At 71.4% G+C, this 22,726-nt stretch carries 21 protein-coding genes and 1 pseudogene; 9 read left to right on the top strand and 13 right to left on the bottom strand.

Annotated elements, in window-relative coordinates; translation table 11 throughout:
- Positions 1-63 precede the first annotated feature (63 nt).
- The 9 genes from QF032_RS22070 to QF032_RS22030 form a co-directional block, all read right to left on the bottom strand.
- Complete coding sequence (locus QF032_RS22070; RefSeq protein ID WP_307045024.1) at positions 64-1,275, bottom strand: sensor histidine kinase; 1,212 nt, start codon at positions 1,273-1,275, stop codon at positions 64-66.
- A 90-nt stretch (positions 1,276-1,365) separates the two neighbouring features.
- Positions 1,366-2,799 carry a SagB family peptide dehydrogenase gene (locus QF032_RS22065; RefSeq protein WP_307045021.1) on the bottom strand — a complete coding sequence of 478 codons (1,434 nt, stop codon included), beginning with the start codon at positions 2,797-2,799 and terminating at the stop codon, positions 1,366-1,368.
- Positions 2,800-2,897: 98 nt separating this feature from the next.
- The gene (locus QF032_RS22060; RefSeq protein WP_307057193.1) at positions 2,898-5,162 is read right to left on the bottom strand and encodes a TOMM precursor leader peptide-binding protein; all 2,265 of its coding nucleotides are present in this window, start codon (positions 5,160-5,162) and stop codon (positions 2,898-2,900) included.
- Positions 5,163-5,164: 2 nt separating this feature from the next.
- Entirely contained in the window at positions 5,165-5,302 is a 138-nt protein-coding gene (locus tag QF032_RS22055) for a hypothetical protein (protein WP_157876324.1), read from the bottom strand.
- Between the two features lie 455 nt (positions 5,303-5,757).
- Positions 5,758-7,485 carry an MFS transporter gene (locus QF032_RS22050; protein WP_306950096.1) on the bottom strand — a complete coding sequence of 576 codons (1,728 nt, stop codon included), beginning with the start codon at positions 7,483-7,485 and terminating at the stop codon, positions 5,758-5,760.
- Positions 7,486-7,530: 45 nt separating this feature from the next.
- Entirely contained in the window at positions 7,531-7,950 is a 420-nt protein-coding gene (locus tag QF032_RS22045) for a cupin domain-containing protein (protein ID WP_107442680.1), read from the bottom strand.
- On the bottom strand, positions 7,947-9,056 hold the full coding sequence (locus QF032_RS22040) for a Gfo/Idh/MocA family protein (RefSeq protein ID WP_306950098.1): 1,110 nt from the start codon (positions 9,054-9,056) through the stop codon (positions 7,947-7,949). Before QF032_RS22040 ends, QF032_RS22045 begins: the two co-directional genes overlap by 4 nt.
- Positions 9,056-11,533, bottom strand: coding sequence for an excinuclease ABC subunit UvrA (gene uvrA, locus QF032_RS22035; protein WP_444875781.1), 2,478 nt, complete (start codon positions 11,531-11,533; stop codon positions 9,056-9,058). Before uvrA ends, QF032_RS22040 begins: the two co-directional genes overlap by 1 nt.
- Positions 11,534-11,577: 44 nt before the next feature.
- Positions 11,578-12,735 (bottom strand): nucleotide disphospho-sugar-binding domain-containing protein, encoded by a 1,158-nt coding sequence (locus QF032_RS22030; protein ID WP_307045016.1) that lies wholly within the window; start codon positions 12,733-12,735, stop codon positions 11,578-11,580.
- Positions 12,736-12,831: 96 nt separating this feature from the next.
- On the opposite strand from QF032_RS22030, the gene QF032_RS22025 reads away from it, so the two are divergent.
- Together QF032_RS22025 and QF032_RS22020 are read left to right on the top strand one after the other, a co-directional pair.
- Positions 12,832-13,503 carry a dTDP-4-dehydrorhamnose 3,5-epimerase family protein gene (locus QF032_RS22025; RefSeq protein ID WP_307045014.1) on the top strand — a complete coding sequence of 224 codons (672 nt, stop codon included), beginning with the start codon at positions 12,832-12,834 and terminating at the stop codon, positions 13,501-13,503.
- Positions 13,504-13,505: 2 nt separating this feature from the next.
- The gene (locus QF032_RS22020) at positions 13,506-14,732 is read left to right on the top strand and encodes a cytochrome P450 (protein ID WP_307057191.1); all 1,227 of its coding nucleotides are present in this window, start codon (positions 13,506-13,508) and stop codon (positions 14,730-14,732) included.
- 175 nt (positions 14,733-14,907) lie between these two features.
- On the opposite strand, the gene QF032_RS22015 is transcribed toward QF032_RS22020, so the two are convergent.
- Both QF032_RS22015 and QF032_RS22010 read right to left on the bottom strand, forming a co-directional pair.
- Positions 14,908-15,687, bottom strand: a complete 780-nt coding sequence (locus QF032_RS22015; RefSeq protein ID WP_306950109.1) for an SDR family NAD(P)-dependent oxidoreductase — start codon at positions 15,685-15,687, stop codon at positions 14,908-14,910.
- 34 nt (positions 15,688-15,721) lie between these two features.
- Positions 15,722-15,970 (bottom strand): acyl carrier protein, encoded by a 249-nt coding sequence (locus QF032_RS22010; protein ID WP_057577785.1) that lies wholly within the window; start codon positions 15,968-15,970, stop codon positions 15,722-15,724.
- Between the two features lie 187 nt (positions 15,971-16,157).
- On the opposite strand from QF032_RS22010, the gene QF032_RS22005 reads away from it, so the two are divergent.
- The 3 genes from QF032_RS22005 to QF032_RS21995 all read left to right on the top strand — a co-directional run bounded on the left by QF032_RS22005 (position 16,158) and on the right by QF032_RS21995 (position 19,006).
- Positions 16,158-17,564, top strand: a complete 1,407-nt coding sequence (locus tag QF032_RS22005; RefSeq protein WP_307057189.1) for an NDP-hexose 2,3-dehydratase family protein — start codon at positions 16,158-16,160, stop codon at positions 17,562-17,564.
- 29 nt (positions 17,565-17,593) lie between these two features.
- On the top strand, positions 17,594-17,998 hold the full coding sequence (locus QF032_RS22000; protein ID WP_306950114.1) for a hypothetical protein: 405 nt from the start codon (positions 17,594-17,596) through the stop codon (positions 17,996-17,998).
- A 204-nt stretch (positions 17,999-18,202) separates the two neighbouring features.
- Positions 18,203-19,006 (top strand): AfsR/SARP family transcriptional regulator, encoded by an 804-nt coding sequence (locus QF032_RS21995; protein ID WP_307045008.1) that lies wholly within the window; start codon positions 18,203-18,205, stop codon positions 19,004-19,006.
- Positions 19,007-19,052: 46 nt separating this feature from the next.
- Here the strand turns inward: QF032_RS21995 and QF032_RS21990 are convergent, their stop codons facing one another.
- Positions 19,053-19,850, bottom strand: a complete 798-nt coding sequence (locus tag QF032_RS21990) for an antibiotic biosynthesis monooxygenase (protein WP_307045006.1) — start codon at positions 19,848-19,850, stop codon at positions 19,053-19,055.
- A gap of 217 nt (positions 19,851-20,067) precedes the next feature.
- Here QF032_RS21990 and rfbB point away from each other — a divergent pair, with 217 nt between their 5' ends.
- On the top strand, positions 20,068-21,042 hold the full coding sequence (gene rfbB / locus QF032_RS21985; RefSeq protein WP_307057187.1) for a dTDP-glucose 4,6-dehydratase: 975 nt from the start codon (positions 20,068-20,070) through the stop codon (positions 21,040-21,042).
- A gap of 24 nt (positions 21,043-21,066) precedes the next feature.
- On the opposite strand, the pseudogene QF032_RS21980 reads toward rfbB, so the two are convergent.
- Positions 21,067-21,213: pseudogene (locus QF032_RS21980) on the bottom strand (DUF397 domain-containing protein); the annotation flags it as partial.
- Positions 21,214-21,369: 156 nt separating this feature from the next.
- Between QF032_RS21980 and QF032_RS21975 the strand changes: the two are divergent.
- The 3 genes from QF032_RS21975 to QF032_RS21965 all read left to right on the top strand — a co-directional run bounded on the left by QF032_RS21975 (position 21,370) and on the right by QF032_RS21965 (position 22,725).
- On the top strand, positions 21,370-21,519 hold the full coding sequence (locus QF032_RS21975; RefSeq protein ID WP_307057185.1) for a hypothetical protein: 150 nt from the start codon (positions 21,370-21,372) through the stop codon (positions 21,517-21,519).
- Between the two features lie 127 nt (positions 21,520-21,646).
- On the top strand, positions 21,647-22,063 hold the full coding sequence (locus tag QF032_RS21970; protein WP_307045002.1) for a hypothetical protein: 417 nt from the start codon (positions 21,647-21,649) through the stop codon (positions 22,061-22,063).
- Complete coding sequence (locus QF032_RS21965; RefSeq protein WP_307057183.1) at positions 22,060-22,725, top strand: hypothetical protein; 666 nt, start codon at positions 22,060-22,062, stop codon at positions 22,723-22,725. The genes QF032_RS21970 and QF032_RS21965 overlap by 4 nt, the downstream gene beginning before the upstream one ends.
- Position 22,726 lies beyond the last annotated feature (1 nt).

The raw sequence follows: 22,726 nt of genomic DNA, 5'->3' as shown, positions 1-22,726 counted from the left end.
CGCCCCTCCCGCAGCGCCCTGCCCCCAGCGTCCCGCGCGTCGCACTGCCACCGCGTCCCGCCGTCAGGACGGTACGGGTGTCCGGGGCGCCGGGACCTCGCCCAGGGGCATCTCCAGGCGGAGTTCGAACCAGCCGTTGTGGTCCACGCCGGCCGTGAGGCGTCCGCCGAGGCGTTCCACGCGGAACGTCAGGTTCTTGATGCCGCTGCCGCCCCCCTGCCGCGCGCCCTGGACCGAACCGGTGCGGACCACACCGTCGTTGGCCAGCCGGAACCAGACCGCGCCGGCCCGGCGGCCGGTCTCGATCTCGCACCGCCTGACCTCGCTGTGCCGCAGGATGTTGGTCAGTCCCTCGCGGAACACCGTGGCCAGCACGGTGTCCACCTCGGTCGACAGCGAGTCGGACGCCACGTCGACCTTCGCCTGCACGCCGAGCGTCGAGAGCATGGCCTGGGCGGCGCGCACCTCGGCGCACAGGGACATCTCCCGGTACCCGTGGGCGACCGCCCGGACGTCGGCGAGCGCCTGCCGGGAGATGTCGAGGACCTCGGAGATCTCCTGCCGGGTCTGGTCGGCGGTCACCGGCGTCAGCCGGTAGGCGAGCTCGCATTTGAGGGTGATCGTGGACAGGCTGTAGCCGAGCAGGTCGTGCAGGTCCCGGGCGAAGCGCAACCGCTCCTGGGTGACCGCGAACTGCGCCAGCTCGGCACGGGAGCGGTGCACCTCGGAGACCAGGTCGGTGAGCCGGGACAGGCCGAACACCACGAGCCCGGTCAGGATCGTGGACACGGTGGTGTAAGAAACGTTCCGCCAGCCGAGCCCGATGCCGAACTGCAGCAGGTCCGTGCTCAGGACGACCAGGCCGAACGCCGTCCACCCCTGACGCGCGTCGCGCAGCACCAGCAGCGCCGACCCCGCCAGCAGCCCGGGCAACGGCAGCCAGGCCAGCCCGAACTGCAGGAAGGGCACATAGGTCAGCAGCGCCTGCAGAAGCAGCAGGAACCACCGGTGCCGGCCCAGCCGTGAAGCCAGGCCGGGCGCCACCCTCGGCAGCAGCCGCGGGAAGGAGATGAAGAACTGCAGCGCCAGCACCAGACCGAGCAGCCCCAGTGCCACGGCCAGCCGGGCCGCCGAGTGCGGGGCGGCCGTCAGATAGGTGACCGCCACGAAGCCGAAGGCCAGCAGGACGACCGTGGTGATGCCCGCCGCGATCCTGGGTGCGAGGTGCGCTGCCGTCGCCTCGGCCTCATCGGCCGGCAGATCGTTGGGTTCCATAGGTTCCATGCCGTCTCGACCGCTCCCCCGCCCCGAGTCCCAGCTGGTGAAAGCGCACCATACCGGTCTTCCGACAGGCCCTCAAGTCCCTCAACTCGGCGGTATACGACTCGAGATGGCCATGTCTCCGACGCTGGACTCCACCCGCCAGTCCATACCGACGGCCCGCTGAAAGGCGTCCGCGTCTCCGACCGGCAGGACGCGGGACTGCAGTCCCATGGCACGTGCCACCAACGTCAGTGTCTGCTGGAGCGCTCCCACGTCCTTGAGGACGTTGGTGTAGGCGGTGCCGCTGAACTTGTAGGCGGCGCGGGCGAACCGGGCGGATATGGCGATGAGCACGGTCGGCTCCCCGTCCGGTCCCGCCTCCCCGCTGCGCGCCGCGCCCGCCAGGTCGGCCGCGGCGCCCGGATCGCCGCCCATCCGCTCCAGGCAGTGGTCGAGCGGCCGGTAGTGGTAGGCGCCCGGCGGCAGACAGGACGCCCCCTCGTCGGCCAGAACGTAGACCTCCAGCGCGTAACTGTCGTCGACGCTGAGGTACGGGCGCTCGCTCGTCGGGTAGCCGGCCGGATCGAAGTCGGCCGGCGGCAGCATGGCGCGGACCCGGGCCGCCCGGTACAGCAGCGCGCCGAGCCGGTCCAGCGACAGCTCGCCGTCCTCGACGGCCGGACGGGCGCCGGGCTCCAGCACCGCGGTGAGGGACGCGTCGGCGGCCGCCGGTCCGTCCAGATCGGGCCGGGCGAGGGTGATCCGGTGCGCGGGGCGGCCCGGGTCGGCCGCGGCCGGCGGCTTGACCACCGGCGGCGGGGGCATCCGGCCGACCTGGGCGAAGGCGGCTCCGCGCGGGCGGCCGAAGCGCTCCCGGCGGCTGCCGGAGTGCACCATCAGCTCGTCCGGGGACCAGCCGGTGAGCGCGGGATCGCGGTCCTCCGCGAAGACGGGCCCGTCGCCGCCCGGACCGTGCCCGGCGGGCTCGTCGGCGACCACCAGCACACCGGCGGCGACCAGATACGACCGGACCGCCTCCACCACGGGAAGGTGCGGCGCGTCGAAGTCGTCCGCCGAGCCGTCGATCCGGCCCAGCATCCCCATGACGCCCGGGTGGTGCAGCTCCACCTTGTGGTCGACGAGCGAGGACTCCACGGACAGGCCGCCCGGAGCACAGCGGATCACGGCGAACCGGGAGAGCCTGCAGACCCGGCCCAGCAGCGGCTTCAGCCGGGTGAACCGGGCCTGCCCGGAGATCGGCACCACGGAGAGCAGCGGCACCGCGCCGACGGCCAGCGTGCGCACCACCAGGTGCTGCAACGGCCGGAGTTCGTCCAGCAGTTTCTCCGCGCCGCCGGGCGAGTCCGACGCCGAGGCCAGGATGTTGGGGATGGCCGACGGGCCGAGCTGCATCCGGCGCACGGCTTCGCGCAGGGCGGCGCTGGGCTCCTTGATCCGGAGATCCTCCCAGGGCGTCTCCAGCAGGAGGGCCTCCTCGGGATCGGTGTCCGGATCGACAACGATGTCCTGCCTCAAGGACCACAGATTGACCAATTGGGGGGCGAGACTGCCAAGGTGCACGGCTGATCCAAGGTGGGGGGAAGGTCGCGATCTCGAGGGAATCACGGGGACGGTCACAGGAACAGGGGGACCGGGTTGAGGTCCTCGTAGCGGGTCGGTTCGGTCAGGTCCTTGCTGCGCACCGGCACGTCGTAGAGACGGCCGGGTGCGAACCGGGCCCAGTGGGGGCGGAGCCCGGGGACGATGACGCGGGCCACCGGCAGCCCCACGTCGGGACGGGTCTGGTCGAGCACGAGCATGTCCAGTCCGGCCTCGCGGACGATCCGCTCCGCCTCGGCGACATCCTCCCGCAGATCCCCCCGGGGCCGGTACGCGTGGGTGTCCGCGTTCATCGCGGGACGCTCCGGATCGGGCCGCAGATACGGGAGTTCGGCGGCCCGGGCGGTGCGCATCCAGCGCAGCACCTCGGCGTCGTCGGTTCCGTAGCCGCCGCCGTCGGCGCCCGCGTCCACGACGTAGGGGAGCATCTGGTTCAGTTCGGTGAGGGCGCGGTGCAGCGCGATCCGCGGGTCGAAGTGCGCGCCGAAGCCGAGCGTGATGTCCTCACCGGCCTTGTCGGTACGGCGCGACAGCGCGACGACGGTGGGAATGCCGAGGTCGGCGGTGAGGTCGAGGGCCCACACCTCACGGTGCAAGGAGGCGTGGACCGTGCGCAGTTCGGCGATCCAGGGGTCCTCGAAGGAACCGAGGTCCACCCCGGGCCGGCGCAGCCGGTTGTACCACCACAGGGCTACCGCGTCCCGTTCGACGAGCTCCAGGAACCCCTGGAGGACCGCGTCCTCGAGAGAGGCGCCCGCGGCCACCCCGTTGGAGGTGGCGAGGCAGTACGGGCGGCCCGCGAGGCGGGACGCGCCGAAGTAGAGCAGGGCCGTGGGCAGCAGCCGGCGCCGCTCCTCGGTGAGCGACCACACCGGGGTCCACTCGATCTCCCGGCCCTCGTCGAAGGGCTCGCAGACCTGCTGGAACGCGCCGTGTTCGGCGTTCCAGCGGGCGCGGCCGGTGAACTGGCAGGCGGCGAAGAGCTGGACGGAGTCGGGGTGGACCGCCTCCTCGCCGAGCGCGTCGTAGCTCGCGTGCAGCATCGGCTCGTCGCCCTGGAGGTGGCCGCTGTGCCGCTCCAGCACCTCGGCCAGCGCGCTCACCTTCGCCCGCAGCGGGGTGCTGCCCTTGCCCGCGCTGGTGGCGCGCAGTCCGGTGCGCCAGCCGCGCGGGTCGTGGTGGGTCAGGGCCAGGTTGTGCCCGGCGTGGAACACGTTGAGGAAGGCCGGCCCGCGCGGGTCACGGCGGATCTCCCGGACGAGGCCGGTGAGCGGGTCCACGTGATGGCCGTAGCGCCGGAGCATCTCCTCCGGGCCGAGGGCCCGATGCCCGCCGCCGCCGCTGTCCGCCTTGGGGCGGGACGTCAGCACCACGGGCGCCTCGACCCGGGCGGCGACCAGGGTGGGGTCGCCGCAGTCCGGGCACTGCGGGCGCCGGCTCACCGGATGGTGGCCGCCCGTCAGCATCAGCCCGTTCAGGGTCCACAGCGCGTCCTGACCGGGGTGGCGCAGGCCGGCCAGCCACTTGACCGCCTCCAGCACGGCCAGGTGAAGCCCGGCGAGCAGGCTCGCCGGGACCGCGCAGGGGCGGCGGGGCAGCGGGCCGGAGCGGCCCAGCCCCTGCTGGAGCCGGGCCTCGACCGGGCGGCTGCGCCACAGCCGCTCGGCCAGGCACGACCAGCACGGGCCGTCCGGGACACCGAGGAACGGGCCGATCCAGGTCTCGGTGCCGTGCAGCTGGATCGGCAGCCAGCAGCGTCCGGCCTCCCGGTACTCCCGGTCGAGTTCGCGCAGCCGGGGGTCGAGGTAGTCGTCGCAGGCCACCAGGACCAGGTCCGCCTCGGCGGCCGGCCCGGTGCGCAGGCCGGCCGCCACGGCGGCGGTGTGCAGTGTCTCGGGGCCGACGCCCCCCACCGCCAGGGTGTGCACGGTGGCCGCGGGGCGGACGGCGCCGCCGCTGAGACCGGCGGCTTCCCAGTAGGCGCGCTCCGCGGCATCGTCGGCCCGCGACGCGGGCAGTTCGGCCAGCAGGCCGGCTTCGGTGAGACGGTCGAGCAGCCGCAGCGTCCGCTCGGCCGGCAGTCGCCCGGACGCCTCCGCGAGGACGGCGTCGCGCGTCCTGGCGCCGTCCAGCAGCTCCGCGAGGTGGCAGATCTCCGCGCCGTGCAACGTGGTGACACGTCGCCCGGACATCAGGTAGACCGCTTCGCCGGGGACGATCTGGACCGTCAGGTGTTCCTTGAAGCCCAGGCGGGGCTTCTCCGAAGCCGGCCGGATCACCGTCAGACCCCGCTGTGGTCCGCGGTGGCGGGCACCGCCGACTCGGCCCAGCAGACGAAGGAGTCGGTCGGCGCGGCCCACGGGCCGGCCGGGTTGTACTCCTCGATGAACAGGTCCTCGGAAAGGTGCTGTGCGGACATGGTCTCCCCCTCGATCGTCGGTGACCCTCGTCGGGCGACGCGGGTCGGTGTGACCGTGCGGTGTGCCGTCGCCTCCCGGGTCGGTGTTCTCCGCGGCTTCGGCGTCTGACCAGGAGTCTCGCCGAGAGGAGGCGGACCGCAGTAGTGCCGTGCTCACCGGCCGGTGGTGAAGAATTCATGATCGCCGGATGACGGCTTCAGCAGGCCTCACGCGGGCGCGCGACCGGCGGGCCCCGGGGCGCACCACGGGGCGCACCACGGGGCGCACCGCGGCCGGGCCGTGGGGCCGGCGGGCCGCGGAAGTACGTGCAGGCCACGGCCCACGTACCGGGCAGGCCGAGGCCGCGGCCCCGCGCGACGTGCGGCCACGGCCCACGCGCACGTGCGGCCGCGGCCCGCGGGGTGTGTCGCCCCGCGGGCCGCGGCCCGGTTGTCGTCGTCGCGGTCCGTGACCGTCAGGCGTTCTCCGCCACGGCCTTGGGCTCCGCGCCGGCCTCGCCCTGCTCGCCGTGCGCCGCGTTCTTGCGGGGCAGCAGGAACGTCAGCAGCAGGGTGAGGACCATGCCGCCGATGAACCAGCGCAGCGCGTGGGAGAAGGTGTCGGCGAAGGTGAGCGCGTTGGTGTGCTTGCCCGTGTCGGCGAACACCGCGGCGACCTTCGGGTTGCCGGTGAGCTCGGACGGGGCCTTGGCGCAGCTCGGCGCCTGGACGGTCCAGTCCTTCTCCTTCGCCTGGTCGCTCGTGCACTGCACGAAGTAGTCCACGACCCGGTCCGCGTCCGCCCCGGTGACCGACACGGCGGCCAGGTCCTTGCGCAGCTGCGGGGCCGCCTCCCGGGAGTTGTCGGCCGCGTTGCCGCCGAGGGCGCCGAAGAAGATGACGCTGACCAGGGCCGTGCCGACGGCGAACCCGAGCTGCTGGTTGGTGTTGACCAGGCCGGAGGCCGAGCCGGCGTCCTGCCGCGGGGCCTCGCTGGTGGCCATGTCCGGGATCGGGGACATGACCATGCCGAAGCCGAGCCCGAAGAGGGCCAGCGGGAGCGCCATCTTCCAGCTGGTGGCCTCACTGCCGTAGTGCTCGACCACCCAGATGTAGGAGCCGAGGCCCAGCAGCACCAGCACCGCGCCGAGTTGCAGGAGCTTGCGCCCCATCTTCGCGGCGAGGAAGGCGTACGACAGCGCCGAGGTGACGAAGGTGGTGATGCAGAACGGCAGGCTGGTCAGACCGGCGCGGATCGGGCTCCAGCCCAGGCCGACCTGCATGTACAGGCTCCAGGACAGGAAGAACACGCCCACGCCGACGTTGAACGCCAGCTGCACGCTCAGCGCGGAGGAGAAGCTGCGCAGCCGGAACAGGTTGAGCGCGACCAGCGGCGAGCCGTCCTTGCGGGTACGGGCCTGCTGCTGGCGGATGAACACGAACAGCGACACCGGCGTCAGCGCCAGCAGGACGAAGCCCCAGGCCGGCCAGCCCAGCTCGCGCCCCTGGATGAGCGGGAAGACGAGCAGGAACAGGGTGACGGCGGCGAGGACCGCGCCGAGGATGTCCAGCCGCAGCGCCACCGGCGCCTTGGACTCGACGATGCTCTTCTGCCCGACGATCAGACCGAAGAGGCCGACGGGGATGTTGATGAGGAACACCAGCCGCCATTCCAGGCCGAACAGGTTCCACTCGACGAGCAGGCCGCCGAGGCTCAGTCCGGTGAGCGCGGCGAGACCGGCCACCGTGCCGAACATGCCGAACGCCTTGGCGCGCTCCTGCGGCGGGAAGCTGACGTGGATGATGGCCAGGACCTGCGGCACCATGATCGAGGCGAAGCCGCCCTGGGCCAGCCGGGACACGATCAGCATGCCCGGGTCGACCGACACGGCCGCGGCCAGCGAGGCGAGGGTGAAGCCCGCCACGCCGATCTGGAAGATCCGCTTGCGGCCGTAGATGTCGCCGAGCCGGCCGCCGAGGATCAGCAGCAGGGCGAAGGCGAGCTGGTAGCCGGCGGTGACCCACTGGATGTCCGCGTAGCCGGCGTCGAGATCGGTTCGGATGGAGGGGATCGCCACGTTCAGGATCGTGCTGTCGAGCATGTCCATGAACGCGGCCACGAGGATCACGGTCAACGCGATCCAGCGCTTGGGATTGAGCTCTCCCTCCCGCTCCCCGGACGACGTTGCTTCCAGAGCGGTCACGATCTTCTCCTTCTATGGGGGGTGTGTGTGCGGCGGGTTGGTCGGTCAGAGCAACACGTAGGGATGCGTGTCGCTCGGCGAGTAGGCGTGCGAGGCCACCTCCACCACCTGGGTGGGGCTGAGCGCCATGTAGCTGTGCACGAGGCGCGGGTGGACGGTGACCAGGTCCCCGGCGACCAGCACGGTGTCGAAGCGCTGGCCGGTGTCGAGGTCGTAGTAGGCGGCTCTCAGTTCGCCGGAGATCACGAACATCACCTCGGTCTTGTCGAGGTGGTAGTGGTTGCCGCGGCACGGTCCGCCCGGCAGGCAGTCCCAGTACGCGGCGAACCGGTAGGTGTCGCCGTTGGCGAACCTCACGAGATCCCCCGCGGGAGAGGAGAGCCTGCCCGGACCGTCGCCGGGTATGACGTCGCGGAATTTCGTGATGCGCTCACAGCGCAGCTTGTCGGTGACAGCGGAGTTCATAAGGCCCCTCTCGGGTCGTCCCAGCTCGGAACAGGGTGCTGTGCGGCGCTGGAAGCGGCCTTGTCCGCCGCTCGAACCTCGGCGACCAGCCGGGCGACCGTGAGGGCCCGCTCCTGGTGCCGTTCGCGAAGAGTGCGCTCGGCCCCCCGGCCGTCGCGGGTCTGCCGGGTCTGGCCGGCCTGCCGGGTCGGCCGGGTCTGCCGGACGGCCTGCGAGAACGCCCGAACCGCCTCGAGGTACTGGTCCGCGGGGTGCAGGACGAGTTCCTCGACGCCCTGCGGCCGCTCCACGCGGATCACCGGACAGTGGTCGGCGGGCGGCGCGTAGGCGCGCTCCACCCGGATCCGCCCCGCGCTCCCCCACAGCTCGTACCCGGCCCGGTAGGCGTGCTCCATGCCGAACACCACCTGCGCGGTGACGCCGTCCGGTGCGGCCAGCAGGACCGCTCCGCCGGTGTCCACGCCGTGCACGGGGTGCCGGCGCAGCCGCGCCCCGCACACCGTGAGCGCGGGACCGAGGAAGAAGCGGGCGGCGAGCAGCGGGTTGACGGCGATGTCCAGCAGCGCGCCGCCGCCGAGGGCCGCGTCGTAGCGGACGTCACCCGGCGGCGGCGCCGGGATGGCGAACTCCCCCGTGAAGCTGCGCAGTTCGCCGATGGCGCCGTCGGCGAGCAGCTCCCGCACCCGCCGGTGCAGCGGGTGACGGGGGAACATGAAGTTCTCGGCGAGCACCAGACCGCGCGCGGCTGCCAGCTCGAACAGCCGGCGGGTGGAGTCGACGTCACCGGTGAGCGGCTTCTCGCCGAGCACGTGCTTGCCCGCCCGTAACGCCCGTTCGATCCAGTCGGCGTGCAGGGCGACGGGCAGCGGCACATAGACGGCCTCCACCGCCGGGTCGGCGAGCAGACGGTCGTACCCCGTCACGGCGGCGCAGTCGTACCGGTCGGCCACCTCGCGGGCCCGGCCGCCGTCCCGGCTGGCCACGGCCACCACCCGGCTGCCGGGGTCCGCCGCGAAGGCGGGCAGTACCCGGCGGCGGGCGATGTCCGCGCACCCCAGCACACCGATCCGGACCGGCTCCGGGCCCGCGGCGGGCGACCCGTTCATCACGGCCGCCCGCTCGTCCCCAGCACGTCGCGCAGGAAGCGCCCGGTGTGGCCGTCCGACTGCCCGGCCACCTGCTCGGGGGTCCCCGCGGCGACCAGCGCCCCTCCTCCGTCGCCGCCCTCCGGACCGATGTCCACCACCCAGTCCGCCGTCTTGATCAGGTCGAGGTTGTGCGAGACGGCGAGCACGGTGTGTCCCTTGTCCACCAGGCTGTGCAGCACCGACAGCAGCCGCTCGATGTCGCTGGAGTGCAGGCCGGTGGTCGGCTCGTCGAGCAGGTAGAGGGTGTGCGCGCCCGCCCTGCGCTGCAGCTCGTTGGCGAGCTTGACGCGCTGCGCCTCGCCGCCGGAGAGCGTCGTCGCCGACTGCCCCAGCCGCAGATAGCCGAGCCCGACCTCGTCGAGCACGCGCAGCGGGGCCTCGATGGCGGGCTCCCCCGCGAAGAACTCCAGCGCCTCCTCGACGGGCATCGCCAGCACCTCGGCGATGTTCTTGCCGCGGTAGCGGATCTCCAGCGTCTCCGCGTTGTAGCGGGTGCCGTCACAGGTCTCGCAGTGCAGGAAGACATCGGGCAGCAGCTGCATCTCGATCTTGATGGAGCCGTCGCCGGTGCAGGTCTCGCAGCGCCCGCCCGCCGAGTTGAAGGAGAACCGGCCTGGCTTGTAGCGGCGCTTCTTCGCCTCCGCGGTCTGGCAGAACACCTTGCGGACGCTGTCGAAGACCCCGGTGTACGTCGCCGGCGTCGACCGGCCCGAACGCCCGATCGGCGCCTGGTCCACCCTGATCACCCGGTCGACGTGGTGCAGCCCCTCGATCCTGGTGTGGGCGCCCGGCGCCGGCGCGTCGCCGCCCAGCGCGCTCTCCACCGCCGGGTAGAGGATGTCGTCCACCAGCGTGGACTTGCCGGCCCCCGACACCCCGGTCACCGCGATGAACGTGCCGAGCGGGAAGGCGACGTCGAACCCGGCGAGGTTGTTCTCCTTCGCTCCGTACACGGCGATCCTGCGGTCCGGCGCCCCGGGCCGCCGGCTCGCGGGCACCGCGATGCCGCGCGTGCCGCTGGTGTAGCCGCCGGTCGGCGAGTTCACGTCGCCGAGCAGCTGCTCGGCCGGGCCGCTGAACAGCAGCTCGCCGCCGTGCTCGCCGGCCGCCGGACCGAGTTCCACCACCCAGTCCGCGGCTTTGATCATCTGGTGGTCGTGCTCCACGATGAGCACCGTGTTGCCCTGGTCGCGCAGGTCCTTCAGGGTCGCCACCAGCTTCTCGATGTCCCGGGGATGCAGACCCGTGGTCGGCTCGTCCAGGACGTAGAGCAGGCCGAACATGTCGGTGCCGAGCAGCCCGGCCAGCCGGATGCGCTGCGACTCACCGCCGGACAGGGTGCGCGCCGGACGGTCCAGACTGAGGTATTCCAGCCCCATCCGCGCCAGATGGCCGAGCCGCTGCACGATCTCCTCCAGGGCCTGGCCCACGGCGGCGCGCTCGCGCTCCGCCACGTCCAGCTCCTGGAAGAAGCGCAGCGACACGGAGACCGGCAGCGCCGTCACCTCCGCGATGCCGCGCCCGGCGACCCGGACCGCGAGCTGCGCCGGGTTGAGCCGGCCGCCCCCGCACTCGGCGCAGGGCGCCGGCCGCATGTAGTTCTCCAGCTGCCCGAAGTTCTCCCCGCCGGACTTGCGGTACCGCTCGTAGAGCCAGGGCACCACCCCGGTGAACACCACGTCCTTGACCGGGTCGCCGGGCTTGTCGAACTTGCGGGCCCGGACCTTGATGTCGGTGCCGTGCAGCAGCGTGTGCCGCAGCCCCTCGGAGAGCTCCTCCCAGGGCGTGTTCTCGTCCTCGCCCAGCAGCTGTGCCACCGCGCGGGCCTTCATCCGCTCCGGCTCGGTGAACGTGGGCCGCCAGGGCGTGATCGCGCCCTCCAGCAGGGAGCGGCCCGGATCGGCGACCAGGGTCGTGGGGTCCACCTCGAGCCGGGTGCCGACGCCCTGGCAGGCGGTGCACTGGCCGAAGGGCAGGTTGAAGGAGAACGCCCCGTTGGTCATCTCGGGCAGCGCGCTGTCGTGGCCCCGCGGGCAGGCGTCGTCGGCCAGTTCGGTCCCGCACTCGGTGCAGTGCGGGTGTCCGATCCGCGCGAACACCACCCGCAGCAGGTCGTACACCTCGGTGACCGTGCCCACCGTGGAGCGCGGGCTGCGGGAGGCCGAGGAACGCTGGTCGACCGCGACGGCCGAGCACAGGCCGCCGATGTGGTCGACGTCCGGCTTGTCCATCTGGTGCATGAACTGGCGGGCGAAGGTCGACATGCTCTGCAGCTGCCGCCGCTGGCCCTCGGCGTAGATCGTGGCGAAGGCCAGGGACGACTTGCCCGAGCCGGAGACGCCGGTGAACACCGTGAGGTTGCGGTGCGGCAGGTCCACGTCGACGCCGCGCAGGTTGTGCTCGCGTGCGCCGCGCACCTCGAGCGTCTCCGGCAGCAGGTGCGCGCGGCTGTTGGTGTCGCTCAACGGGGTTTCCTTCCCTACCGTCCCGGCCTGGCGCCGGCGAGTTCTTCGATGACGGGCACGACGGACGCGGGGGACGGCATCGCGGCCACCTCCGCGCGCAGTGCCCGGGCCTTGACGCCGTACGACTCGTCCTCGAGCAGGGCGCGGCAGTTCTCCACGACGGCTTCCGGGTCGATGGGCTGTCCCACCAGCTGGCGGGCGGAGCCGTACGCGGTGACGCGGCGCGCGCTGTCGTACTGCTCGGCGACGATCGGCTGCGGGACCAGCAGCTGCGGCAGTCCCGCGAGGATCGCCGCCATGGTGGAGCCGCCGCCGCAGTGGTGGACCACCAGGTCGCAGGAGGGCAGCACCGAGGCGAGCGGCAGGAAGCCGGCCGCCAGCACCGCGTCGGGCAGCGGCCCCAGCTCGGGGACGATGTCGTCGGCGACCGCGACGAGCAGCTCCACGCCCAGCGCGGGCAGCGAGTTGACCAGGTCCTTGAGCACCCGGGCACCGCCGGCCGCCGGTGCCACCGTGCCCAGGGTGAGCAGCAGGCGGGGGCGCTCGCGCGCCTCGAACACCCAGGACGGCACGGTGGCCGGCGGGTCGTACTGGACGTAGCGCATCGGGACGCCGTGGGCGCCGCCGGCGGGCAGCAGCGAGGCCGGGCAGGGTTCCAGCGCCAGGTCCGGCTCGGGCAGGGCGCCCAGGCCCAGCTCGGTCAGCTCCGGCGTCAGCTCGTCGGCCCCCGACTTGTCCATCTCGCGGAAGTAGCCGAGGCCGACGCCGTGTTCGACCCAGGGGATGCCCTTCAGCCGCGCCACGACGCCGGCCGCGTAGGTGTGCGGCTCGGCGACGATGACGTCGGGCTTCCACCTCTCGGCGACGTCGAGGAGGCCGGGCAGGGTGCGGGCGGCGAGCCGGCCGAAGCCGCGGCCGGCCTGCTCCAGCATCTGGGGCTCCTCCCGCGCGAACGCGATGGGGTTGCCCTGCCGGTCGTGGGCCATGACCTCGCGCATGTGCATCGGCCCGTAGGTCGGGATGAAGGGCATCCCCGAGCCGTTGGCCACGGGGGCAAGGCTCTCCGGTGCGGCGACCAGCACGTCGTGACCCGCCGCGCGCAGCGCCCAGGCCAGCGGGACGACCGGACAGTAGAGCCCGTAGCTCGGGCCGGTGCTCACGAGAATCCTCATGCTGGCCACTCAACTCCCCGCCACTCGAGCCGCACTTGAGCCGCCGCACCAGCGCCACCAGCGGTGCTCGAGCCGCGTCCCCTAGCTTCGCGGGCCATGGAGATCGAGGAGATGGCCGTGCGGGACGCCTACCGCATCAGGCCGCGAATCCACAGCGACGAGCGGGGTGCGTTCTTCGAGTCCTTCCGGGACGAGGAGTTCACCCGCGTCACCGGCCAGGTGTTCCGGCCGGTGCAGACCAACTTCTCCGTCAACCACCGCAACGTGCTGCGCGGCATGCACGGGGTGAGTCTGCCGCCGGGCCAGGCCAAGTACGTCACCTGCGTGCGGGGCGCCGTGCTGGACGTCGTGCTGGACGTGCGCGTCGGCTCGCCGACGTTCGGCGGCCACGACGTCAGTCTGCTGGAGCCCGGGAAGGGCACGGCGGTGTTCCTGCCCGACGGAATGGCGCACGGTTTCGTCTCACTGACCGACGACTCCTGCGTGAGCTACGTGTTCGACACCCCGTACATCCCGGGCACCCCGTTCGAGATCGACCCGTTCGACCCGGATCTGGCCCTGCCCTGGCCCCGGACGGAGGAACCGGTGGTGGTGGCGCCGAAGGACCTTCAGGCGCCGAGCCTGTCCCGGGCCGCCGAACTCGGCATTCTGCCCCGCTACGAGGACTGCCTGGCGCACTACACCCGGCAGCGCTCTTCTTTCCTTTCGCATTCGCCTCGGAACGCGATTCCGGGCCGACCTTCCGCATTCGCCGGAGACAAGGAGTAGTAATGTCGCTGAACGCCGCCGAATCCACGACCGAATCGACCGAACAGTCGACGTTTCCCTACAAACGCAAGTGCCCCTTCTCCCTGCCCGAGGAGTACGGGCCCATGATGGAGAAGGGGTCGGTGACGAAAGTCAGCCTCATCACCGGCCTCGAGGTCTGGACGGTCACCGACTACCACCTGATACGCCAGCTGTTGACCGATCCGCGCATCAGCTCCTCGCGCAAGCACGACAACTTCCCCTTCTACTTCGAGGCCCCGCCGGAGTTCCGCACCGAGACCTCCTTCATCGGCTACGACGCCCCCGAGCACACCACCACCCGCCGCAAGGCCGCCGTCACCTTCACCAACCGCCGGGTCCAGCAGCTGCGTGCGAAGATCGAGGAGAACGTGGACCTGCGCCTCGACGCCCTGGAGGCGGCGGGCTCGCCGGCCGACCTGCACGAGATCGTCTCGCTGCCGGTCCCGATGTCGATGATCTGCGAACTGCTCGGGGTGCCGTACGAGGACCACGCGTTCTTCGCCGAGCACGGCACCAACCTGCTCGGCGGCCACAGCACCCCCGACCAGCGGCAGGCCGCGATGGTGGAGGTGGGCAGGTACCTGGAGAAGCTGGTCGGCCTCAAGGAGCGCGAGCCCGGCGACGACCTGCTCAGCCGGGCGATCATCGCCTACCGCGACTCCGGCGAGGAGTACACCACGCGCGACCTGGTCAACCTGTGCCGGCTGCTGATGAACGGCGGGCACGAGACGACCGCCAACATGATCTCCCTGTGCACCATGGCCCTGCTGCGCAACCCGGAGCAGCTGGAGCAGCTCAAGGCCGACCCGACGCTGATCGGCCCGGCCGTCGAGGAACTCGTCCGCTACATCACCATCGGCGACCTGGCCGTGCCCCGGGTCGCGCTGGACGACATCGAGCTCGACGGCGTGACCATCAAGAAGGGCGACGGCATCCTGTGCCTGGCCCTGCCGGCCAACCGGGACGCCACCGTCTTCGAGCGGCCCGACGAGCTGATCCTGTCCCGCGGCACCCGGCGCCACCTCGGTTTCGGGCACGGCGCGCACTACTGCATCGGCGCGGACCTGGCCCGGCTCGAGCTGGAGATCGCCCTCACGAAGATCTTCGAGCGGTTCCCGGACCTCCAGCTCGCGGTGCCCTACGAGGACATCCGCACCAAGGAGGGCTCCGTCGTCTACGGTGTGTGGTCGCTGCCGGTCACGTGGTGAACACGACTTGAGGGAGGGGGTGCCTGGCACTCCCTCCCTCTGCCGTGTCGTTCAGTTGTCGTACGTGGTGCGGTGGTACGTGGTGCGGTGGCAGGCCGTGCCGGTGGTCGTACGTCGTTCGGTCGTCGTACGCGGTTCGGGCGCCGGGCGCGCGACGGCCGGAGCCGTCGCGCGCTCAGTAGTTGCCCAGCCCGCCGCAGACGTTGATCGCCTGCGCCGTGATGGACGCCGCGGTGTCGGTCACCAGGTAGGAGACCAGGCCCGCGACCTCCTCCGGGGTGGAGTAACGGCCCAGCGGAATCTTGGCGTTGAACTTCTCCAGGACGTCCTGCTCCGAGACGCCCCAGAAGTCCGCGTACCCGGACCTGACCCGCTCGGCCATCGGCGTCTCGACGTACCCGGGACACACCGCGTTGACGGTGATGCCCGACTTCGCCAGTTCGAGACCGACGGCCTTGGTGAAGCCGACCACCCCGTGCTTGGAGGCCGAGTAGGGCGACGCGTACACGACCCCCTGCTTGCCCCCGGTGGAGGCGATGCTGACGATCCGCCCGTAGCCGTTCTCGCCCATCCGGCCGGACGCCAGCACCTCCTTGGTCACCCGGAAGACACCGTTGAGGTTGGTGTCGATCACGTCGAGCCAGGTCGGCTCGTCGAGATGCGCGATCTCCCCGCCGCCGCCCCGGCCGGCGTTGTTGACCAGGATGTCGATACGCCCGAAGCGCTCCACGGCCGCCGCCACGGCGGCACGCACACCCTCGGTGGACGTCACGTCGCAGGGCCCGCCGGCGACCTCCAGTCCCTCCGCGGTGAGCTTCTCCAGCGTCTCGGCCAGCTTGTCGGCGTCCCGGGCGCACCCGTACACCGCCATGCCCTGCTCCGCGAGGGTCCGGGTCACCGCGAGGCCGATGCCGCTGCTGGCCCCGGTGACGAACGCTACCCGCCTGTCGCTCATCCGGTTCCTTCCCGTCCCGTGTCGTCGAAGCCCCTCACGCGAGGGACTTGCCGTTCACGAAGTCCGTGATCGCCTGAGGCGTGTTCAGGTGCTCCATGTCGTCGGTGATGTCGACGCCGAACTCGCGCTTGATCAGGGCCGCCGTCTCCAGCAGGGCCAGCGAGTCGTAGCCGAGCTCGCCGAACGTGGTCCCGCCGATGTCGCCGGCGAGCTGCTCCGACTCGTCCTCGCCCGCGCTGATCCGCAGAATGTCCTTGAGCCGGTCGATCGTCAGTTCCGCCATTTCCATCTCCCGTGTCGGAGGGTTGTGCGTGCTCTGAGAATTTGTGCCGGACGACTCGGATCGCGCTCGCGGACGCCTGGAAAACCCACCTTCCGAGCAATGCTCCAGCAGCGCTGCCGCGGAAATCGAGCGGTCCCCTCCAGCGTGGGCCGCCCAACGATTCCCAGCCAGCGAGGGTGTGTCGGGTGTGGAAAATCTGAAGCCACGGGAGGACCTCGTTCTTCCCAGCCGACTCGCCGCCTCCGCCCAGCGGACGGCGGGCGTTCAGATGCGCATGGACGAATTCGACGCGTGGCTGGCCGAACGGGCGAGCGCGCATGACTTCACGGTCGATCGCATTCCGTTCTCCGGACTGCGCGGCTGGAAATTCGAGAACGACATCGGGAACCTGGTGCACGAAAGCGGCAGGTTCTTCTCCGTGGAGGGCCTCTGTCTGCGCGCCCCCGGATTCCCCGAACGCTTCCAGCCGATCATCAACCAGCCCGAGGTCGGCGTCCTCGGGATTCTCGTCAAGGAGTTCGACGGGGTCCTGCATTTCCTGATGCAGGCCAAGATGGAACCGGGCAACCCGGTGCCGCTGATGCTCTCGCCGACCGTCCAGGCCACCCGGAGCAACTACACGCAGGTGCACCGGGGCGCGAAGGTCAAGTACCTGGAGTACTTCACCGGGCGGCGGCCGACGCGGGTGATCGCCGACGTGCTGCAGTCCGAGCACGGCGACTGGTTCTACCGCAAACGGAACCGGAACATGCTCGTCGAGGCAGCCGCCGACGAGGTCGTCCCGCTCGACGACGACTTCTGCTGGCTGACCCTCGGCCAGATCAACACCCTGCTGGCCAGGGACAACGTCATCAACATGGACTCGCGCACGGTGCTGGCGTGCCTGCCCCCGGTGGGGCCGGAGGCCGGGGCCGCCGACCGGTTCAGCCGCTCGCTGGCCGCCTCCCGCGACCCCGTCGCCGGCGCGGTGTCGACCACGGCCGAGCTGCTGAGCTGGTTCACCGGACTGCGCACCGACTGCTCGCTCGAGGCCGGCCGGCTGCCGCTGGGCGCCCTGCCGGGCTGGCACCGCGACGACAAGGAGATCAGCCGCGACGACGGCCGCCTCTTCCGGGTGGTCGCCGCCGACATACGGGCCGGCAGCCGGGAGGTCTCGTCCTGGTCCCAGCCGCTCGTCGAGCCCGTCGGCAGGGGCCTGTCCGCCTTCCTGGTCAGGGAGTTCGACGGCGTGCTCCATGTCCTGGTGCGCGCCGCGGCCGAGGGCGGCTTCCGCGACGGCGTCGAACTGGCCCCGACGGTCCAGTGCATGTCGGCCGGCGAACTCGAGGAGGAGACCTCGCCGTTCCTCGCCCACATCCCCGACGCGGGCTCCCCGCGGATCCGCTACGACGCCCTGCACGCCGAGGAGGGCGGCCGCTTCCTGAACGCGGTGAGCCGCTATGTCGTCGCCGAGACCGACGCGGCGGCGACCGACGCCCTGCCCCCCGGCCACGCCTGGGCGACGGTGAGCCAGCTCACCGCCCTGCTCCGGCACAGCCAGTACGTCAACGTGCAGGCACGCACCCTCGTCGCCTGCCTGAACTCCCTCGGCTAGACGGGAAGAGCCGGGGAAAGGAGCGGAAGATGGCACCCTGGCGCCCTCGTCCCGTCGTCGCGGTCATGTGGACGGTGGACAGCGGCCTCATGCGCTGCGCCGTCGCCCTGGCCGAGGAACACGGAGGCGACCTGGTCCTCGTCCTGGTCCTGCGACGGCCGTGGACCCTGCTGCTCGACTGCTCCCTGGCCGCCGCGTTCGACTCCACCGACCTCGAACTGGAGTCCCTGCTGAAGGTCGGAGCCTTCCTGGAGGGCAGGGCCGTGAAGTGGACCCTGCACACGACCTACAGCGACACCGGCAGAACCGTCGCCGGCCTGGTCCGCAGGAGGGAGCCCGGCTGGGTCGTGCTGGGCCGCCGGCGCTGGAGGCGCACCGCCAGGATGGTGGGCTCCCCCGCCCTCCCCGAGAACACCAAGCTACTGATCGTCTGATCTGTTGATCGTCCGACCCGTTGATGGTCCGACCCGTTGACCGTCCGACATGTTCGCGTCACCTCGTATGAAAAACCCATACCTGGGTCCTGTGAACCTCATGCGTATTGGTGACGGCGGCAGTTCCGAGCCTCAATTCCGGTCGTGCATTCTTCGAAGGTAACCGCAGAGGCTGAAAAGAAGCGCCACGTAGAGGGGGAAAAGTTGCTGGAAATAAACGTGCTCGGGCCGATGGAGGCCACCGGGGCCGGCCGGTGCATCGCGCCCACGGCGGCGAAACCGCGCCAGGTCCTCGCACTGCTGGCACTGCGGGCCGGTGAGGTCGTGTCGGTGTCCACCCTGGTCGAGGAGATCTGGGGTGAGAAACCACCGCGGAGCGCGCTGACGACCCTGCAGACCTACATCCTGCAACTGCGCAGACTGATCGGCCGGGTCGTGCTGTCGGGCTCGGCGAAGGACGTCCTGCTGACCCGGTACAACGGCTACCTGTTCGCCCCCGAGGCGGTGATGGTGGACGCCCAGCTCTACGACGGGCTCGTCGACGAGGCCAACCAGGCCTCGGAGAACGGCGACCACGTGGAGGCGTACCGGGTGGCCAGGCAGGCCCTCGACCTCTGGTCGGGGGACGCCCTGATCGACGTCCTGCGCGGGGTCCATCTCAGCATCGAGGCCACGCGTCTGGAGCAGAGCCGGCTGGGCCTGCTCGAGACCCGTATCGCCGCCGAACTGCACCTGGGCAGGCACCACATGCTGCTCGGCGAACTCGCGGTGCTGGTCGCCCGCAATCCGATGCACGAGAACTTCTGCGCCAAGCTCATGATCGCCCTCTACCGCTCGGGGCAGCGCTGGCGGGCCCTGGAGGTCTACCAGCGGGTGCGCAGCGAGCTGGCCGACGAGCTCGGGCTGGAACCGTCGGCGCGGCTGCAGCAGTTGCAGCACGCGATCCTGTCGGCGGATCCCGCGCTCGACTTCGTCGCCCCGAACGCCCTGTTCACCCAGCCGACATGACCCGGTGCGGGAACGGCGGCCCACCGCCGTTCCCGCACCCGGCCGTTCACCCGGCGTCGGCGGCCGTCACCCGCAGACGGGCCTCGAACAGCTCCGGGCTCGACACGGCGAGCGCCCGCAGCGCAGCGCTGTGCGGCTGGAACTCCGGCTGCGCCACCGCCGCCCGCAGACTGGCGTTGTCCGCCCAGCGCGCGATGTTCACGTACGACGCCGGATCGCCGAGCCGGCGGTGCAGCGTGTGCTCGATGAAACCCGGCTGGGCCGCGAAGAACGCCGAGGTCGCGGCGAAGACCTGCTCGAACTCCTCGGCCGTCCCCGTCAGCTGGAACCTGTTGACGAGCGTCACGGGGACCGCCTTCGCCGCCGCGGAGACCCGGGCGACGACCTGCTCGTAACGGGCCAGCGTGTCCCCGGGGCTCGGGCCGTCGAGCGCCGCGTGGATCTGCGGCGCGATCTCGCCGTGCCGGTGCAGTCCGCTGTGCGTGAGCGCCACCGTCGTCCGCCCGGGGCCGGCCGGCTCGAAGTCGACCTCGATGAAGCTCGCCTTCTCGTCGTCGAAGATCGGCTGCCAGTGCGGGCCGACCCGCCAGGTCAGCACGATCCGCTTGGACGGGTTCCACTCCACCACCGTGCCCCAGGCGATCTCGGTGCCGTCGGCGCCGACCTCGTAGTAGCGGCCGCCCTCGAAGGGTTCGATGGTGAGCGACACCCGGTCCTCGACGAAGACGTGCCTCTCGGGGAACCATTCGAGGGGACGCTCGGCGAAAATGGCGAAGGCCCGGTCCGCGGGCACGTCCACCGTCACCGTCTTGCGCACGTCGGGGACCTTCTGCGCCTCGGTCATGAGTGCTCCTTGGGCGTTGGGATCATGCCTCCACCCTCGTCGACACGTCTTGAACCTGGACGGAACACCGATGGAACGCGAGCGCCCGCCCGAGCCGGCACGATCGGGACCCAGGCTGAACAGGGCGGGACGGGCGGGCAGGCGGGCAACGCAGGCCGGGACGGGCGTCGATCGCGCGTGTAGGGGTTCTCTAGTGCCCGGGGCCAGCGTGAGCCGCATGCGTATCCTGGTCACCGGCGCGGCCGGCTTCATCGGCTCCCACTACGTGCGAGCGATGCTGAGCGGTGAGTACGCCGGATACGAACAAGCCGAGATCACCGTCCTCGACAAACTCACCTACGCCGGCAACCGGGCGAACCTCCCCGCCGAGCACCCCCGGCTGACCTTCGTCCACGGCGACATCTGCGACCGCGAGCTGCTGCGCGGCCTCGTCCCCGGGCACGACGCCGTCGTCCACTTCGCCGCCGAGTCCCACGTCGACCGCTCCCTGGTGCGCGCGGCCGACTTCGTGGGCACCAACTGCGTCGGCACGCACAACGTCATGGAGGCGAGCCTCGCCGCCGGCGTGTCCCGCGTGGTGCACGTGTCCACCGACGAGGTGTACGGCTCCATCACCCACGGCAGCTGGACGGAGGACTGGCCGCTCGCCCCCAACTCGCCCTACGCGGCGTCCAAGGCGGCCAGTGACCTCATCACCCTCGCCTACGCCCGCACCCACGGCCTGGACGTGTCCGTCACCCGCTGCTCCAACAACTACGGCCCCTACCAGCACGTCGAGAAGCTCATCCCGCTGTTCACCACCAACCTGCTCGACGGCGTCCCCGTCCCCCTCTACGGCGACGGCACCAACATCCGCGAGTGGCTGCACGTCTCCGACCACTGCCGTGCCGTGCAGCTGGTGCTCACGGACGGCCGCCCCGGCGAGGTCTACAACGTCGGCGGCGGCACCGAACGCACCAACCGGGAGATCACCGACCTGCTCCTCGACCTGTGCGGGGCCGACCCGTCCCTCGTCGACCGCGCCCCCGACCGCAAGGGCCACGACCTGCGCTACGCCCTGGACGACTCCAGGATCCGCACCGAACTCGGCTACGCCCCCCAGATCCCCTTCGCCGAGGGCCTCGCCGCCACGGTCGCCTGGTACCGCGACAACCCGGCCTGGTGGCGCCCCCTCACCTTGACCCGGTCCTGAAGGACTCCGTCGGGAACGCCGTTCTCAGCGGAGGTGATCGACGAAGGCGCCCCAGGCGCACGGGGAGAAGGCGAGTGCGGGACCGCTGGGGCGCCTGCTGTCACGGACAAGGACGAGTCCGAAGAGGTTGTCGGCGACCTCGACGCACTCGCCTTGCCCTCCGCTGTAGCTGCTGACGCGCCATCACTTCTGCGTACCACTTCGAGACCGACGACGACCCGTTGTCCCGGGAGGAGATCGAAGCGGCCCGCGCCGCTCTGCGCCATGGCCGGCGCGACTCGGGCGGTGCCCGCGGTCTGATGCCCGCAACCCCGCCCGCATCCCGTGGTGCTCTCCCGGATCGACGTGCACGACGTCACCGAGGACGTCACCGAGCGAGCGGCGGCGCTCCTGCGCGACCATCGTCTGCGCCACGAGTACGCCGGCGACGCCGTCCTCGCCGCCGTGAACGCTCCACACCCGGCCGTCAAGGTGTGACCGCCGGTAAGGCCCCGCTCCGGCGCCCCGGGCCGGTGGGCCCCCGCGAACCTTCACATGAACCGACCCGTACGTGCCGTGCGTCCTGATCTACGGTGCCATGAGGCACCTGGACCGGGGAGGAACCGTGCAGCAGTCGAGGGCGGCGCTCGCCGAGCGGATCGCGGAACGCAGAGACGGGGGCGACGACCCCCGTGCGCTGGTCGGTGAGATGCGGCGCTCGGTGCTGCTGGTGCCGGTGGCCGACGGGGGTCTGTGGTCGGTGCGTTCGGGCGGGGTGCGATGGATCTGCGGGTTCACCGACGAGGCGGCGCTCGCCCGGTTCGCCCTGCACCACGGGCCCGGCGACCGGCCCGTGGAGTACGCGGCGCTGCTCGGCGCGCGCATCGTCGACGAGATCGTGCCCGCGCTGGGCGAACCCGCCGGACTCGCCGTCGACATCGCCACCGCGGACGGGTCGATGTTCTTCCCGCCGGTCGTCGGCATCGTCCCGGAGGCGGTCGCCGTCGATGGCGGTGGAGCGGGAGCGGGGAGGCGGCTGTGAGCGGTGAGGGAACGGATCTCCAGCTCGGCGCGGAGGCCGTCGCGAAGTTCACGCAGGGCGTGGGCGCGACGATCGACCAGCTCGGCGAACTCGGCGGCGCCACCGGCTCGGTGATGGGCAAGGGCTTCTCGGAGCTGGCGATGACCCAGATGGAGGCCGGGCACCACGGCCTGTCGGCGGACTTCGAGGACTTCTGCGAGCGCTGGGAGTGGGGCGTGCGCGCCCTGGTGCGCGATGCCAGCGCCCTCGCGAACCGCCTCGGTCTCGCGGCGGGCACCCAGTGGGAGCACGACCAGTACATCGCGGGCTCGTTGAAGGTGGGCGTCAACTCCGTGATGGGCGGCAACCCGCACGCCACCGAGGAGGAGATCACCCAGCAGGACTGGGGCGACGTCTTCACGCCGGACTCCCTGGACCCGGACTGGAGCGGCGAGTCGTTCGACAAGGCCGGCCAGGACATCGAGCAGACCTGGAAGGACACCGGTCGCACCGTCCTCACCGAGGGCGACGGCGGCCGGCGGTCGGAACTGCTCAACGACGCGCTCGGCATCTCCGACGACCAGTGGAACCAGGCGCTGGACGACACCTTCGGCCCGTCGCCGGAGGAACGCGCCCAGCAGGCGCAGCAGCAACAGCAACAGGGCGATTCCGGGGGCAACTGAG

It is taken from the genome of Streptomyces achromogenes (assembly GCF_030816715.1).
GTDB classification, from domain to species: domain Bacteria; phylum Actinomycetota; class Actinomycetes; order Streptomycetales; family Streptomycetaceae; genus Streptomyces; species Streptomyces achromogenes_A.
Note: the sequence above shows the minus strand (reverse complement) of the source record. Positions and strands in the feature narration are given on the sequence as shown.

What these genes read in the sequence shown, in the direction of transcription:
- QF032_RS22030 (WP_307045016.1), bottom strand. Translation starts at nt 12,735, where the DNA reads ATGAGGATTCTCGTGAGCACCGGCCCGAGCTACGGGCTCTACTGTCCG.
- QF032_RS22055 (WP_157876324.1), bottom strand. Translation starts at nt 5,302, where the DNA reads ATGTCCGCACAGCACCTTTCCGAGGACCTGTTCATCGAGGAGTACAAC.
- rfbB (WP_307057187.1), top strand. Translation starts at nt 20,068, where the DNA reads ATGCGTATCCTGGTCACCGGCGCGGCCGGCTTCATCGGCTCCCACTAC.
- QF032_RS22025 (WP_307045014.1), top strand. Translation starts at nt 12,832, where the DNA reads ATGGAGATCGAGGAGATGGCCGTGCGGGACGCCTACCGCATCAGGCCG.
- QF032_RS22015 (WP_306950109.1), bottom strand. Translation starts at nt 15,687, where the DNA reads ATGAGCGACAGGCGGGTAGCGTTCGTCACCGGGGCCAGCAGCGGCATC.
- QF032_RS21990 (WP_307045006.1), bottom strand. Translation starts at nt 19,850, where the DNA reads ATGACCGAGGCGCAGAAGGTCCCCGACGTGCGCAAGACGGTGACGGTG.
- QF032_RS22045 (WP_107442680.1), bottom strand. Translation starts at nt 7,950, where the DNA reads ATGAACTCCGCTGTCACCGACAAGCTGCGCTGTGAGCGCATCACGAAA.
- QF032_RS22040 (WP_306950098.1), bottom strand. Translation starts at nt 9,056, where the DNA reads ATGAACGGGTCGCCCGCCGCGGGCCCGGAGCCGGTCCGGATCGGTGTG.
- QF032_RS22010 (WP_057577785.1), bottom strand. Translation starts at nt 15,970, where the DNA reads ATGGCGGAACTGACGATCGACCGGCTCAAGGACATTCTGCGGATCAGC.
- QF032_RS22070 (WP_307045024.1), bottom strand. Translation starts at nt 1,275, where the DNA reads ATGGAACCCAACGATCTGCCGGCCGATGAGGCCGAGGCGACGGCAGCG.
- QF032_RS22000 (WP_306950114.1), top strand. Translation starts at nt 17,594, where the DNA reads ATGGCACCCTGGCGCCCTCGTCCCGTCGTCGCGGTCATGTGGACGGTG.
- QF032_RS22020 (WP_307057191.1), top strand. Translation starts at nt 13,506, where the DNA reads ATGTCGCTGAACGCCGCCGAATCCACGACCGAATCGACCGAACAGTCG.